Raw genomic sequence first — 15,050 nt, 5'->3', positions numbered from 1 at the left:
ATAGTAAAAATTAAATGCTGAATGAGGTGGTACTCAATGATTGTACGAGAACATGAAAGGGAATTCACAATGATCGAACAACATCACCATGCAGATACATCTTTTCAAATAATGGGGAACTGGAGAGAAGACTTATTCAAGAAGAATGCTTTACGTAAATCGGTGGAGTATGCTATTGCTAAGCACGACTGTGGGTGGCAACCCTTTGATATCGAACCCTTCTGGAATGAGAAGGATCAAGCTCCATATACTTTTATGAACTTTCCGGAACCCGCTAAGATTGTTCTATATAAAAATGGAATAGATGAAGTAGAAGCTTCTGACCCTTATGCTGCAGCATTGTGCAGTGAACATTACTCGCGTTTTCTAGTTAATAATAAGGATCACGCCTCCAGAAAATTTATTCAACACGAAAAAGAAAGACGTGAACGAATTTTCTCAAGCATTTCTAGCTTCGACCAGGATGCTTTTGATTTCCATTATGCATTACTACAGCTTGGAGATAATCTTTCCTTATATCTTTGTTTAAATGAACCCGAACCTACAGCAGAGAGTATCCATCCTTTTTTTAAAAAGGGCGTAGCTGTATCCGAACCTCTGAAATCTTTTTTAGATGGAACTATCCAGCCAAATTGGAAGAGAGAAAATCATATTCATTTAGATCCATTTCCATTCAAGAACCCATTTACAGTCACCTTAATACAAAAAACAGTAAAGAAAACGGCCATTTCCGAACAGGGTTTGATAGATAGCTATATCAGCACACCTTACGAAGAATTAACCTACCATTTCACCGAAAAATAAGGATGAAGGAAATAGTTGTTTTGGTCATAGATCTTTGTAAAACTGAACTTTGATACAAGATTCTATTGCAAATGCATTTCTTTTATGTGTGTGGCACCAAAGACCAAGATAGGTTAAAACTCCGTAAACTTAGACTCGAGATATAAAAGTGCGTACATTCCAGCTTCTAATGATAATATAATATTTTTAAAAGTAACACTGAGCGGAGGAAAAATACGAAGACTTCTGGGGGAGATGAGGCATAGGTGAGACCCCGGAATGCTTTAGCATGAGGAGGCTCATCAGCCGCCCCCGAAAAGCGCAGTGTTTTTCCGTAGCGGTGGTCTAAACGACTTAAATATACAGTGTTCTTACAAAAAACCGTTTTTGTTTCTACCTTAGAATTTCAAAGTTACTTTGTAGTTTGTCCTTCTTGTAAATTATTGGATAACCTCAACATATCTATTAGAATCATAAAAAAGTGAGAACTAGCAAATAGCTAAGTTCTCACTTCTTGTTTTCGTTCTATTGCTATTGGGTTTATATAAGCACTTTCTTCCATAACTAGCTTTCTGGTTGGCAACGCAAGGGTTACTTGCTCCATTTCAAGTAAATCAAGGATGAAAAGATTGATTTCTTCCTTTACCTTGAGATATTTCCCCCAATCCGTTGTCTTTGTAAAGAAATATAAGAAAAGTTCAACCCCATTTTCTTTATATGCATCCACATTTACAAAAATGGTCTCCTGATGAATATCCCGATGACTTCGAAGCAGCTCCTCTACTTCGCTTATCACTTTTTCAATTTTTTCCCGTGGTGTATCGTAGGTTACTCGAAGTGTAAACGTAATCTGCCGCTTCCCCATCTTACTCCAGTTGGTGATGGCTTCGTTTGATAATGTCGCATTAGGAACTGTCACCACCGCTTGGGCAAATGTCCGTATTTTTGTACTTCGAAAAGAAATATCTTCTACCGTACCTTCTACGCTCGGAGTGAGAATCCAGTCACCTATTGTAAATGGTTTTTCTGTAATAATGATAATACCTCCAAACATATTCGCAAGCGCATCCTTTGCAGCTAACGCAAACGCCAGACCACCAATCCCCAAACCTGCTACAAAACCATTAATGTCGTATCCGAATTCCTGGGCAATGACACTAATACTAATAGCTACAATGATAAAGCGTAAGGCCCTTGAAAAGAGCGGAATAAGGATATTATCTATTTTCATATTGTATTTTTCGTTTATTTTTGAGAAAAGAGTTGATGAAGAAGAGGATAAATTAAACAACCCCCAACCAATCATAAGGATCACGCTTGATCTTATCACGTGCAAAAAGAAGGGATTAGATTGTGAAAAATAAGGAAAGTATCTTATAGCGATGTAAACCCCGGTAATAAAAATAAGTACTTGTACCGGTCTTTCAAATGATAGTCTCAACTGGGCGAAAAAGCCATTTAACCTCCCTCGCCCCAATTTTAATAAACCCAGAAACACATACTTAGCTAAATACTTTTTAAGTAAAAAAGACAAAAGTAATATAGTTGCTGATATGGATAATTGAATGATGTTGTCATATGAATAGAAGGACTCCCAAGACATGTATTTGATAACCCCCGTCTCAATAAATAACTTCCACCAGTATATTCATAGATGGGGGAAATATGACCTTGGCCGAGTAGATTCCTATTTGATGCTAGTGAGGAAGAGTTAAATCTTTTTGTCTTTTCACCGACAACTAGTATATTTCTATTATCTTGCCATTAGGTTAACAAATCCTTCTAGAAGTCTCCCATCGATCGCCTTCCATTTAAAGTTATGTTCCATCCTCACTTCCGCTATGCTCTTATACAGATCAAAGTTTATATTAATCATCACACGTGCTCCCTCCGTTATTTTGTTACTACTTAGTTTATCTTTTCCAGTTACAAATTTCGTCCATTTGGGGGCTGATCTTTGCCAATAATTCAGACCTACCGTTGATGGGAAATTTATCAGACCACAGACTGACCTACTCCTTGGAATTCGGGATAAAAGTTACCCTTTAGTTAACAATAAAAAAAGGTTAGCACATCAAAAATAGCGGAGGGATATAAATCATGCATAACCAACAGGATGAAAATCAGACACACATAGAGGATGAGGATTCCTTAACAACAAGACAAGGACATCCCGTGACGAACAATCAGAACATACGCACAGTCGGAAATCGAGGCCCAGCTACATTGGAGAATTATGATTTCATTGAAAAGATAAGTCACTTCGATCGAGAGAAAGTTCCCGAACGCATTGTACATGCACGTGGCGCAGGTGCTCATGGTTACTTTGAAACATATGGCAAGGTTGGTGAGGAACCTGTTTCGAAGTATACAAGAGCAAAAGTATTCCAGGAAAAAGGAAAGCAGACACCTGTCTTTGTACGTTTTTCAACAGTTGTTCATGGAAACCATTCACCGGAGACAGTTCGTGACCCTCGAGGTTTTGCAGTTAAATTTTATACAGAAGATGGCAATTGGGATCTTGTCGGTAACAATCTAAAAATCTTTTTTATCCGTGATGCTATGAAATTTCCTGATATGATTCATGCTTTTAGACCAGACCCTGTAACCAATATTCAAGATAGCCAGCGATTCTTCGATTTTTGTGCAAATTCTCCTGAAACTTTCCATATGGTAACTTTTGTTTACTCACCATGGGGAATTCCTGCAAATTATCGAATGATGCAAGGTTCCGGGGTAAATACGTATAAGTGGGTTAATAAAGAAGGTAAAGCTGTACTGGTGAAATATCACTGGGAGCCGAAACAGGGAATTAAGAACTTAACCGTTGAGGAAGCAAGTGAAATTCAGGCAACTAACTTTAATCATGCGACACAGGATTTATATGACGCGATTGAGCAGGGAGATTTTCCGGAGTGGGAGTTATTTGTCCAAATAATGAGTGATGATGAGCACCCAGAATTGGATTTTGATCCATTAGATGATACAAAACTATGGCCCGAGGACCAATTTCCTTGGCTGCCTGTTGGAAAAATGGTCTTAAACAAGAACCCGGAAAATTACTTTACAGAAGTAGAGCAAGCAGCATTTGGTACAGGGGTTTTAGTTGATGGGCTCGACTTCTCCGATGATAAAATGCTTCAAGGCAGGACATTTTCCTATTCGGATACACAACGCTATCGTGTAGGGGCCAACTATCTTCAGGTACCAATTAACGCTTCCAAAAAACGTGTCGCGACAAACCAGGAAGGCGGACAACTACGCTACCAAAACGATAAAGCACCAGGTCAAAATCCGCATGTAAACTATGAGCCTTCCTCGTTAGGCGGTTTAAAAGAAGCAGAGCAGTTTGGCACTGAATATCGCCCTATGATCAAAGGCAATTTAGTTAGGGAGTCTATTGACAGACAAAGCAATACAAAGCAAGCAGGTGAAACATACCGTAGATTTGAGGATTGGGAGAAGGACGAGCTGCTGCGAAACCTAATTGGTGATCTTTCCCAGTGTAAACAAGAAATACAGGACAAAATGATTAAGCTTGCAGAAGAAGCAGACGAACAATATGGGCGTCGGCTTAGAGAAGGATTAGCAGAAGCAACAAAAGATGGAACAAGTAAGAATCCACTCGGCGTTAAAGATGCAGAAAAGGCACCAGAACAAGCAATTAAGAAAGGCCATGACGCTGAACCTTACTAAATAATATCCGCTCACTACCCCAAGTAGTGAGCGATCTTTTTTTTACTTCATTTTCCAACTTCATTTCTTTATATAGAAAAAGTTGAATGAACCTCATATAGCAACTAATATATCAAATATCCCTATTTTATTGTATACTAAATACTATATACCTACATATAATGAGAGGATGACACTTCATGCCAATTCCTTCTGATCATTCTAAACCCATTCGCCAATCCGCCAAGGAAGGCGCTTACAATCAAATTCAACAATGGATTATTGATGGTACTTTACAGCCAGGTGAAAAATTAAACGATAACGAACTTGCAAAGGCTTTAGGCGTAAGCAGGACTCCTATTCGTGAATCCTTACAACTATTAGAAGTTCAAGGATTTGTAAAAATGTATCCTGGTAAAGCTACACAGGTTACCGAAGTAGAAGGAGAGGAGATTAAAGACCTTCTGCCTCCTCTTGCAGCCCTCCAGGTTTTATCTGCAGAGCTGGCGATTTCACATCTAACAGATGAAATAATTAATTTACTGGAAGCAACAAATAAAAGATTTGCAGAAGCTATTCGTTCAGGAAATTATTATAATGCACTCAGAATAGATGAAGAGTTTCATCAAATTATTGTTGATACGGCAAATAACCCATATATTCTGTCCATGGTCGCTTCTCTGCAAGCACATGTCAGAAGATTATTCTTTCATAACTCTATTATTCTTACTGAAAAATCCATACAAGAACATACCGAAATAATTGAAATTATGAAAGAAGGCTCTCCAGAAAAACTAGCACCAATCATGAAAGAAAACTGGCTGCGCACCATAAAAGAATTTCAGTTGTTAAATAAAGAATAAAAAAACAGATACTCCTGTCAGAGTATCTGTTTTTTTAAGCTTGAACGGTATTTAACTTTTGAAAACGTGCTACGATGCCTGTAACCAGGATAACTATAATAGCAGGAAGCAGCCATCCAAGTCCTTGTTCATATAACGGGAGAACATTTTCGTAAAAGGAAATAATCGGAACCATCCAGCTAAAGTAGTCGATGCCCAATGTTCCACATAATGTTTTTAACCCATCAATAGCACTTACCAAAAATGTAACTATAGTTGCAGAAACATAGACTAATCTTTTATCTTTAAAAATAGGTGATAAAAAAGCTAGTAGCATTAACACAATTGCTAAAGGATATAAGAACATGAGTACAGGTATAGAATAATTAATAATATTCGTCAAACCAAAGTTAGCAATCCCAAATGTCAAAACAGAGAAAAAAACAACGAACTGTTTATAGCTGAACTTCGGGAATAACTGCTGAAAATACTCTGCACATGCTGTGGTTAACCCAATACTTGTTGTCAGACAAGCAAGTGTAATAATAATAGCAAGTAAAACCGTGCCTAACATCCCAAAATAATGAGATGCAGCACTACTTAGCACAGGTCCGCCGGTACTAAATATACCATAAGTGGAAACACTGGTGGCTCCCAAATAAGCAATACCTACGTATATAACACCCAATAACGTAATCGCTACAAGCCCGGACTTTGCAGAGGCTATAAGAATCCCTCTCTTAGAGGTTACCCCCATAGCTCGAATTGCCTTAATGACAATAATTCCAAAAACCAATGATGCTAATGCATCCATCGTATTATAGCCCTCAAGGAAGCCTTGAATAAAGGCACCACTTCTATATCCTTCCTCAGGCGGCTCTGTTACGCCCATTGGCTTTATAACAACCATTGCCAATAAAACCACAATTAGAATAACAATGCCTGGTGCCAAAATTTTCCCTACATTATCTACAATCTTTGCTGGATTCAACGAAAACCAAAGGGTAATCGCAAAAAATAGCAAAGTAAAAATTAGTAAGCCAACTTGTTGATAACTTTCTCCTACAAATGGTGATATACCAACATCATAAGCAACCGTACCTGTACGAGGCGCTGCAAAGAACGGCCCAATGGTTAAATAAAGCATAGAAGTAAAAATGGTCGCATATAAAGGATGGATCCTACTGGCAAGCTCTTGAAGATTATTGCTTCCTGAAATACTCATAGCCAGAATTCCTAACAGTGGAAGGCCGACACCAGTAATTAAAAACCCTATAATAGCCGGCCACATATTTGTACCTGCATTTTGACCAAGTTGTGCCGGAAAAATTAAATTACCTGCCCCAAAGAACAGTGCAAATAGCATAACCCCTATAACCGTATAAGATGAGAATGATAGCTTTTCCTTCATATGCTTATTCCTCCCAGTTGCATTTCATATGTTGTATGCAATATATTGCAGGTGTTTATCATACTACCATTTCTATATAAATGCAACATACTTCGACAAAATAATTACACCCGGTAAAAATTGCCGTTCTATCTTATAATATTGTTATACGTTTTGTTTTGTAATAGTGTTTGTAATTCTAATAATAACTCCTAAAAAATAGTAGGTACCAGTCCACCGTCCATACGGAGCGGAGACCCTTTAAATGCTGATGAGAAAGGACTACAGACAAACGTAGTTAGCCGGCCTATTTCAGTAGGTCTAATAAATCGCTGTAATTCAGAGTGAGGCAGATTTTCGCTCATAAATGCTTTCTCTTTTTCCGAAAAAGTCATATCTTTATTAGCGTACATATCCTCAATGATTTGATGCACGTTTTCAGAGAGTGTTGGACCTGGCATGATTGTATTAACTGTAACGTCTTTTCCAGTTGTTAATTTAGATAAGCTTTTAGACAATGATAATAACATTGATTTTGTCATACAATACTGTGGCATTTGCCCTGAAGGCATAACTGCTTCTTCACTCGCAATAAAGATTATCCGGCCAAACTCATTATTTAACATTTTAGGTAAATAAAATTTAGATAATCCATTGGCAGCCAGAACGTTAGTCCGAAAGTATTTTTCCCATACTTCATCCTCAACGTCCTCATAATTCATAATTTCATAAATACCCATATTGTTAACTAAAATATCTATATTGGGATATTTTTGGAACAAAACTTCTCGTTGATGACTATCCACAATATCTCCAGTTGCATTTTGAGGAGAGGTAGTCGGAAAATCTGATTTTACTTCATTTACAATTCGTTCAACTTCTTCATAATCTCTTCCATTAATAAGGACATTAACACCTTCTTTGGCAATTTCTATTGCAATTGCTTTACCAATTCCTTTCGTTGAACCTGTAACTAAAGCTGTTTTATTGGTTAATCCCATATCCATTATATATTTCTCCTTTGCAAATATAGTTAAAAGCAAGATCAGTTTATTGAGTTTGTATCTAAATGTTTTGTGCGCCAACTTGATGGAGTGTTGCCTTCCCAATGTCGAAAGGCCCGATAGAATGAGTTTTGGTCTTCATATCCAACAAGGAAAGCCACTTCACCAATATCAAGTGAGGGATCTGCTAAGTATCCTCGAGCCTGCTCTTGCCGGACTTGTGCCAATAGATGATTAAAGTTTATTCCTTCGTCATGGAGACGGCGCTGCAAGGTGCGTTTACTTACTCCTAATTCTCCTGCAATCAGATGAAGGTTAGAGTCACCTCCGGCAAGGCTGCGTTTCATCATCCACTTAACCATTTCCGTAATAGATTTATTATTTTGATACCCGTTTAACGATTGATCTAATGAAGGCGTCAGGATTTCAAGCAATTCTGCATTATACGAGACAAAGAGGCGATCAAGGTCACTTTTGTGGAGCGTTAATTTGTTAAAATTTCCACCTATTTGGACATGGCACCCGAAATAAGCTTCGAGCGACTTGACATCGCCCATTAAATCGGATAGTTCTACGGATTTCGCCATTAATGGTTGGCCAGTTCCCCTGCGTCCTAACTCCAATAGAAATGCAAGCGTAATACCAGTTAACATCGGCGGACCTGGTTGATCGTTATGCAGCCAATCTAGTTTAATAGTACAATTCTCGCCTTCCTCTGTTATTTGTAAGCCTTCAGGGGGACATAGACGCTTATACCGAGCCATGCGTGTTAGTGCATCACGGTAGTTACGAGCATGGTAAGCCGCTAGAACAGTTGGAGGAAAATGAACTGTTTCAAAACCAGTCGTTAACTTGATAATAGCCTCAGCAGTGTCACCCATGATATCGGAATAAGCCTGCCAAATAGAGAAATATTGGGGGGCGGTGACAACTGGTTCATTAATAATAGTTAATGGAAGTCCAGCTTTTCGAACTACCTCATGTGAGGAAATCCCTAATTGATGCAAGCCTGTCCAAAATCCTGCTGGGAATTTAATACGAGCATAAGATGTCATTTATGAAGCCCCTCCCTTAGCTATTAATAACTTCACACGTTTATATTGCATCTTTCTTTTTCCAGGACAAGTATAATATTACCAATCCAATGTTGCTTTGTAACTAGCAAAAAGCGTCTCTCTACTAACTTATCACGTCAAATAAACCCTTTCTTATACGACCAAATCAAAAAAGGTACGTTAATTAAATAAACGTGTCCGATTAATATATTAGAGCCTCTTGGCATATTAAAACACTAAAAAGAGAGATGAAACCAATTCATCTCTCTTTTTTTACACCGGTACCTCCAGGATGACAGTTGTGCCCTGTTCTTTCTGCGACTTAACATAGAGCTGGCCATTTACCGATCGGGCTCTTTCCTCCATACTGATCAATCCGACCCCTTCAGATAGCGCCTCTGGATTAAAACCTTCCCCCTTATCCTCAATAACTACACGTATTCTTTTTTCATCTTCTCGAATAACAACAGAGGCTTGGTCCGTATTGGCATACTTACGCACATTTGTTAATGCCTCTTGAATGATTCGATATACAGTAATTTCTACATTATTATCCAGTCGATAAGGTAAAGAGCAATCAAAAAAGACATCCACCCCATAGTTTTCAGAGTATCTATTCAGGAAAGATCGAATGGCCGGTATTAACCCTAAATCGTCAAGTACAGATGGACGAAGCGCCCAGGAAAAGTCTCTCACTTCCTGAATTAGCTGTGTAGCTTCCTCTGTCATTTGTTCTACAAGTGGATGGTTAACCGCTGTACTTAGTCGATTAATTGTAATTAAATGACTGTACAAATTCTGTCCAATCCCGTCGTGAATTTCTCTGGATAGTCTCTTTCGCTCTTCCTCTTGAACGGTAATTATTTTACTCATTGTCTCTTGCAATTCTTCTTCAATTCTCTTTCTATCTGTGACTTCCGAGCGAATAGCTAAATACTGATATGGTTTCCCTTGGGAGTTAAGAAATGGCACAATCGTTGTGTCCACCCAGTAATAACTGCCGTCCTTTGCTTGATTTTTTATCTCTCCTGTCCAGACCTTCCCATTAGCAATTGTTCTCCAAAGCTCTCGCATAAACTCTTTTGGATGGTACCCGGAGTTAATAATGCGGTGATCTTTACCGAGTAATTCATCACTTGTATACTTAGAAATTTCGCAAAATTTATCATTTACATATTTAATTTGACCCTTTTGGTCTGTAATCGCAACAATAGTGGAAGCATCGAGTGCGTATTTCATATCCATCAATTCATCGACTACTTTTTGTGGCTCCATACCGGATAAAGTCTGATCATTATTTTGATGAAAAACAAGTAAGATTAACTCTTTTCCGTTCAATGGAAATTTATTTTTCCTCACGTAAAGGGGAAATCTAGTGCCATCTCCCTTCACCCCAAATTGCTGTGCAACTGTACCATGTTTAAGTGAAGCAATATTAATTCCGGGCAATAAGGAAGTAATATGTTTAATAGCTATATTTGTAAGTTCAAATAGTTGAGCAGCTTGTTCGTTTATAGAATGAACGGTTCCAGAAGCATCAATTACTATTGTTGCTTCTTCCTGATCATTTCTGCGAATTTCCCTTTGTTTCTGTTTATTTTTCATAAGACATCATCCCTCTTACTTAAAATAGTACGGTAATAATTTCTCTATTTCAGTAGTCATTTGCTTCACTTGCTTTATGTTTGTATCACTCCACACTATAGGGGAACGCATTCCCGCCAATAGAGCTCCTTTTGGCATGCCTTTAAAGTTTATTGGTACCGCATACACAGCAAAGAGTCGCTCTGCAAGCATAATCGGGTATTCAGTTGGTTTTCCGGAGATCCCATCCGGGAAGCTATCTATTGATAAAGCTGCTCCCGTAGAAATAACTTTTCCTGCTATTCCCTTTCCGTACCGGACAGTTATATACTTATACTTATTCGTTGTATTTCCACTAACAAAAGGCCATGTGATATTTAATCCCTCGGTTTGCTGTAGTGCTATACCAACAAAATCAATTTGCATATTCTCTCTTAGCATGTTGCACTCAGCTAAAAATTTCTCTTTTATTTCTGTCGACTTCTCTCTTTGATTATTAAATGCCATAGCCTAACAACCCTTTTTTCAATGCGTATGAAACGAGCTCCGGTCTTGTTTTCATCTGTAGTTTTTCCATTAAATTACTTTTGTGCGCTTCCACAGTCTTAACACTGATAACTAATTTTTCACCAATCTCTTTATTCGAGTAGCCTTTCGCAATTAGGGTTAAAACTTCTTTTTCTCTATCAGATAACAATTGATAGTTTTCCTGTCCATCCTGTTTCAGATTCCCTATATATTCATCCATAAGCCGCTTTGTAGCAGATGGATGCAGATAAGCATTTCCTGCACATACGGATTTAATTGCTTCAATTAGTTCTTGATGTGGAGCGCTTTTTAAGACACATCCAGAAGCGCCTGCCTGAATAGCCCGAAACAGATACTCTTCATCATCATGCATGGTAAGAATTAATATGGCTGTATCAGGAAGTTGCTTTTTCAGCTCAGAGGTAGCTGACAAGCCATCCTTTCCATGTGGCATACTTAAATCCATCAGCACAATATCAGGCTTTTCTTCCAACGCTTTCTCTATGCCTTCGTTTCCCTCGGAAGCCTCGCCTACAACTTCCATTTCAGGCACATCATTTAACATAACTTTAAGCCCCATTCTAACTACAGCATGATCATCAACCAATAGTATTCGAATCATCGTTCCATTCCTCCCTCTTGAATCGGCAGGAGCAGGGTAACGGTAGTTCCTTGTGCAAGTTCAGAGGTAATGCTAAATTCCCCTCCAACCTGCTTCATCCGTTGCTCCATAGCAGCCACTCCCTTCAAACGATGGTTAGCGATAGCCGCTTCTTTATCAAATCCTTTGCCTTTATCTCTAATATCTATTTTCAATGATTTCTTTTCCCATGTAAAATAAACATCGGCTTCATCCACCTCTGCATATGCTGCAATGTTAATCAAGGCTTCCTGGCAACATCGAAAAATAGCCAGACTAAGATTCTCCGATAATTCTATTCTTTCACCCGAACGATTCATATGAACAACCACTCCAAACGTGGACGTATACAAAGTAAAAAAACTTCTCAAAGCAGCTTCAAGTCCCAATTTCCCTAATGTAATCGGATATAGCTCTGCGGAAATAAACCTGATTTCTTCTATGGTACGCCTTAATAATTGATTTAGCTCCTTTGCATACTCACGCATACCAGGTTCTTGTATGCTTGATTGCAGAAACTCTAAACCTGTCGCTACACTGAAAAGCTGCTGCCCTGGCCCCTCATGTAATTCATTAGCAATCCGCTTCATCTCTTCTTCCTGTACTTGATTCATATAATTAGTAACATGAAAATCTTCTCTCAACTCAATCATCCCCATTCTCCCCAATATAAAAAGGTAGCCTTGGGACGTAAGCATTCGTTTCTGCTTTTACTCCAAGGCTAATGATATTCATATCGTAAGTAGCTATTAAACAACTTATCCTTTATCCGTTATATCACTAAACACACCTGCATATTGTGTAACCTCTCCTGCATCATCCCGAAGAGCATTTATAGTTAAGAACTCTAAATAGAGCTCTCCATTTTTGCGTTTGTTCCAAATTTCCCCTTGCCAAAATCCATGCCTGTTTAAATTATCCCACATGTTATCATAGAAGTCATTTGTATGCTTATCGGAACTAAGCATATTTGGATTGTTGCCAATTGCCTCTTCTTCACTGTAGCCTGTAAGCTCCGTAAAAGCAGGGTTAATTTTAATTATTTTTCCTTTTTTATTTGTTACCATCATTCCAAGTGGCGTAGTATTTAAAATTTCATCTGATAAGGCTAATCTTTTATTAAAGTACATCCAAATAACGAGAATCAGACTAGCAAGCGCTACCTGAGATAAAGCCATAAAGCCAATGGCGTAATGGCCGGTTACACTATACAAAGTGGTTAGCATTAATGGAGGGAAAAAGCCTCCAAGCCCTCCCATTGCTGCAACAATACCATTAGCAATTCCTGCTTGTTTATTAAAATACATTGGAACGAGTTTGAAGATGACCCCATTACCTATTCCACCAGCAATGGCGATAGCTAGTGTTCCAACTGTATATAATCCAATGGATGGAGCAAAGGATAGAATTAAGGCTGCTATTGTAAAGATCCCAAACACGTACATTAAAATAACAAATGGCTTAAAGCGATCTGCTAGCCAACCTCCCAATGGACGGAGAAAAGTAGTTAAGGCAATAAACCCAGCTGTACGAACTCCTGCGTCTACCGAATCCAAACCAAAATTATTAACTAAGAAGTTTGGTAAATAAACAGTGAAAGCAACAAACGATCCAAATGTGATGAAATAGAACAAACTGAACAACCATAGCTTTTCATCACGGTAAACCCCCTTAATCTGCTCTATAAGGGAAGCCTTTACTTTCATTTCTTCTTTTTTATCCCCGAGAAAGAAGTTTGCAACAACAAAGATTGCCAAAAGAACCATATAAAGCTGCACAGTTAATGACCAGCCAATTTGCCCTGCAATAACTGGTGCTGCGAAGGCTGTTATAGCTGTACCAATATTCCCAGCACCATAGATACCATTTACAAATCCGTGCTTTTCTTTGGCATAATACTTTGGTAGGGAGGTTACTCCGACAGAAAACACCGCTCCTCCAATACCTATAAATAAGCCTCCAATAATTAGATCCATGAAACTATTTGCGATACTAATGTAATAAACCGGGAATAAGAGTAAAATAAAACTGATCATGAACAGTTTTCTTGCTCCAAATACGTTAGTAAGATATCCCATTGGAACACGGAGAACAGAACCAAGAATTACAGGGACCGCCGTCACCCAAGAGGCCTGCTGTGGTGTAATATTAATATCCTCCATAATAAATGTTAACAAAGAGGATAATATAACCCACACCATAAAACCGACAATCAGGTTGGTTGTTTGTAATGGAAGCTGGACCTTTTTAAACATGTACTTTCACCTCTTTTTTAATTGCATAGTGTAATCTAGTCGTTTCGTCATAAGCTGTCCAAGCATGATCAGACATGTCTACTTTGCTGGACAATGGAACTGCAAAAAAGAAATGCTTATCAAAGTATATTCGCAGATGAGTGCTATCCGGGCAAAGTGTTGTTTTAAGTATATTTCTGCGAACCCATGGTGCCTGGTCTTCATTTTGATCACCATAAATACAAACGAAGACAGGATGATTTTTAAATTTATCTACGTCTATTGCTTTAACGTCCATTCGGGATACACCCTTTCGACACAGGATAAACCTTAAATTGATAGCCTTGTAGAGTCTTCCAGAATTGATCTTCTGCATGAGCTTCCAGGAATTCTACTATGTCTTCAGAGGACGCCCACCTGCTCATGCCTTTCACTTCCGCTACAACAATTTCAGCTCCATGTTCCATTTTCTCTTCCAAATGCCAATGCAAACGCCGTTCAAATTTAAATAATTCCTGAAAGTTACGATTCACAAATTCGGTTAGCGTACCTGTTGGCTCCTGAATAAAGCAAAAGTCTAAATATGTTTCACTTGCCACTTGCACCGCCTCCTTTGTGTTTTTCTTTCTTGTAAATAATGAAAGCTACCGGAAACAGAATTATCATAATTATCATATATAATAACACATTCCCATAATTTTCATAAAAAAACTGGTGAACAAGTAATTGCATACATATAATATCTAAAAATAAAATGATAGCCAGAGTGATAACTCCTATATAGCTACGCTTCATAACGTTTCACCCTTACTGCAAAAACAGAGCCTTGTTTAGTTTTAACAATGATTTCCGGAAGCGGACGTCTTGGAGGTCCAGCAGTTGGAGCACCAGTTTTCACATCAAATTTACCATGATGACACGGGCACACCATTTCTTGCTGATCTTTCACCCAATAAACAGGACATCTGAGGTGGGTACAAGCATTTTGATATGCGACAAATTCATTTTCACCCAACCGAATAAGCACAGCACTATCATGCTCGCTCGGATAGTGAAATTCTACTGAATCGCCTACTTTGACATCTTTTATATCAGCAATTTTATGCTCTGGATATTCTTTGTCAGCTAATCCCATTAATTCTTTTGCTGCAATCGTTCCCCACGGCAGGGAGGAAACAGCAAAAACTCCTGCCGCTCCGACCAATGTCTTCATAAAACCTCTTCTATCCAAAGCTCTCTCATTATTTCTGTCTATATTATGCGTATAATTATCGTCTTCTACTCGCACTGTATTCTTCTTTTCAGCCATAGTTTC

The 15,050-nt window shown here is 38.4% G+C and carries 17 protein-coding genes; 3 read left to right on the top strand and 14 right to left on the bottom strand.

The features are described from left to right. Nucleotides 1-36: 36 nt before the first annotated feature. Nucleotides 37-804: a DUF3891 family protein gene (locus BME96_RS01470; RefSeq protein ID WP_071648094.1), complete on the top strand. Its 768-nt coding sequence runs from the start codon at nucleotides 37-39 to the stop codon at nucleotides 802-804. Nucleotides 805-1,282: 478 nt separating this feature from the next. Here BME96_RS01470 and BME96_RS01465 read toward each other — a convergent pair whose 3' ends face one another. Together BME96_RS01465 and BME96_RS20030 are read right to left on the bottom strand one after the other, a co-directional pair. Beyond that, entirely contained in the window at nucleotides 1,283-2,386 is a 1,104-nt protein-coding gene (locus tag BME96_RS01465) for a mechanosensitive ion channel family protein (protein ID WP_040954131.1), read from the bottom strand. A gap of 150 nt (nucleotides 2,387-2,536) precedes the next feature. Next, nucleotides 2,537-2,659 (bottom strand): hypothetical protein, encoded by a 123-nt coding sequence (locus BME96_RS20030; RefSeq protein WP_019379033.1) that lies wholly within the window; start codon nucleotides 2,657-2,659, stop codon nucleotides 2,537-2,539. A gap of 224 nt (nucleotides 2,660-2,883) precedes the next feature. Here BME96_RS20030 and BME96_RS01460 point away from each other — a divergent pair, with 224 nt between their 5' ends. Both BME96_RS01460 and BME96_RS01455 read left to right on the top strand, forming a co-directional pair. Further along, entirely contained in the window at nucleotides 2,884-4,479 is a 1,596-nt protein-coding gene (locus BME96_RS01460) for a catalase (protein ID WP_019379032.1), read from the top strand. Nucleotides 4,480-4,658: 179 nt separating this feature from the next. Then, nucleotides 4,659-5,321, top strand: coding sequence for a GntR family transcriptional regulator (locus tag BME96_RS01455; protein ID WP_019378839.1), 663 nt, complete (start codon nucleotides 4,659-4,661; stop codon nucleotides 5,319-5,321). A 34-nt stretch (nucleotides 5,322-5,355) separates the two neighbouring features. Here BME96_RS01455 and brnQ read toward each other — a convergent pair whose 3' ends face one another. The 12 genes from brnQ to BME96_RS01395 form a co-directional block, all read right to left on the bottom strand. Continuing rightward, nucleotides 5,356-6,711, bottom strand: a complete 1,356-nt coding sequence (gene brnQ / locus BME96_RS01450) for a branched-chain amino acid transport system II carrier protein (protein WP_019378838.1) — start codon at nucleotides 6,709-6,711, stop codon at nucleotides 5,356-5,358. 191 nt (nucleotides 6,712-6,902) lie between these two features. Next, the gene (locus BME96_RS01445) at nucleotides 6,903-7,697 is read right to left on the bottom strand and encodes an SDR family NAD(P)-dependent oxidoreductase (RefSeq protein ID WP_071648093.1); all 795 of its coding nucleotides are present in this window, start codon (nucleotides 7,695-7,697) and stop codon (nucleotides 6,903-6,905) included. Between the two features lie 38 nt (nucleotides 7,698-7,735). Further along, a complete protein-coding gene (locus BME96_RS01440) occupies nucleotides 7,736-8,749 on the bottom strand; it encodes an AraC family transcriptional regulator (RefSeq protein WP_071648092.1) in 1,014 nt (337 codons plus the stop codon). A gap of 273 nt (nucleotides 8,750-9,022) precedes the next feature. Next, on the bottom strand, nucleotides 9,023-10,354 hold the full coding sequence (locus BME96_RS01435) for a sensor histidine kinase (RefSeq protein WP_071648091.1): 1,332 nt from the start codon (nucleotides 10,352-10,354) through the stop codon (nucleotides 9,023-9,025). A 15-nt stretch (nucleotides 10,355-10,369) separates the two neighbouring features. Next, nucleotides 10,370-10,840, bottom strand: coding sequence for a GAF domain-containing protein (locus BME96_RS01430; protein WP_071648090.1), 471 nt, complete (start codon nucleotides 10,838-10,840; stop codon nucleotides 10,370-10,372). Beyond that, nucleotides 10,830-11,483 carry a response regulator gene (locus BME96_RS01425; RefSeq protein WP_019378833.1) on the bottom strand — a complete coding sequence of 218 codons (654 nt, stop codon included), beginning with the start codon at nucleotides 11,481-11,483 and terminating at the stop codon, nucleotides 10,830-10,832. The genes BME96_RS01430 and BME96_RS01425 overlap by 11 nt, the downstream gene beginning before the upstream one ends. Further along, nucleotides 11,480-12,154: a sensor histidine kinase gene (locus tag BME96_RS01420; protein ID WP_197035838.1), complete on the bottom strand. Its 675-nt coding sequence runs from the start codon at nucleotides 12,152-12,154 to the stop codon at nucleotides 11,480-11,482. Before BME96_RS01420 ends, BME96_RS01425 begins: the two co-directional genes overlap by 4 nt. 105 nt (nucleotides 12,155-12,259) lie before the next feature. Then, nucleotides 12,260-13,756, bottom strand: a complete 1,497-nt coding sequence (locus BME96_RS01415) for a nitrate/nitrite transporter (RefSeq protein ID WP_071648089.1) — start codon at nucleotides 13,754-13,756, stop codon at nucleotides 12,260-12,262. Beyond that, the gene (locus BME96_RS01410; RefSeq protein WP_019378830.1) at nucleotides 13,749-14,033 is read right to left on the bottom strand and encodes a hypothetical protein; all 285 of its coding nucleotides are present in this window, start codon (nucleotides 14,031-14,033) and stop codon (nucleotides 13,749-13,751) included. The genes BME96_RS01415 and BME96_RS01410 overlap by 8 nt, the downstream gene beginning before the upstream one ends. Beyond that, nucleotides 14,023-14,334 carry a hypothetical protein gene (locus tag BME96_RS01405; RefSeq protein ID WP_040954123.1) on the bottom strand — a complete coding sequence of 104 codons (312 nt, stop codon included), beginning with the start codon at nucleotides 14,332-14,334 and terminating at the stop codon, nucleotides 14,023-14,025. Before BME96_RS01405 ends, BME96_RS01410 begins: the two co-directional genes overlap by 11 nt. Next, nucleotides 14,324-14,530 (bottom strand): hypothetical protein, encoded by a 207-nt coding sequence (locus tag BME96_RS01400; RefSeq protein WP_040954122.1) that lies wholly within the window; start codon nucleotides 14,528-14,530, stop codon nucleotides 14,324-14,326. The genes BME96_RS01405 and BME96_RS01400 overlap by 11 nt, the downstream gene beginning before the upstream one ends. Beyond that, nucleotides 14,520-15,044: a Rieske (2Fe-2S) protein gene (locus BME96_RS01395; protein ID WP_040954121.1), complete on the bottom strand. Its 525-nt coding sequence runs from the start codon at nucleotides 15,042-15,044 to the stop codon at nucleotides 14,520-14,522. The genes BME96_RS01400 and BME96_RS01395 overlap by 11 nt, the downstream gene beginning before the upstream one ends. Nucleotides 15,045-15,050 lie beyond the last annotated feature (6 nt).

Source organism: Virgibacillus halodenitrificans, from assembly GCF_001878675.1.
GTDB lineage: Bacteria > Bacillota > Bacilli > Bacillales > Amphibacillaceae > Virgibacillus_Q > Virgibacillus_Q halodenitrificans.
This window is presented reverse-complemented; position numbering and strand designations above follow the sequence as displayed.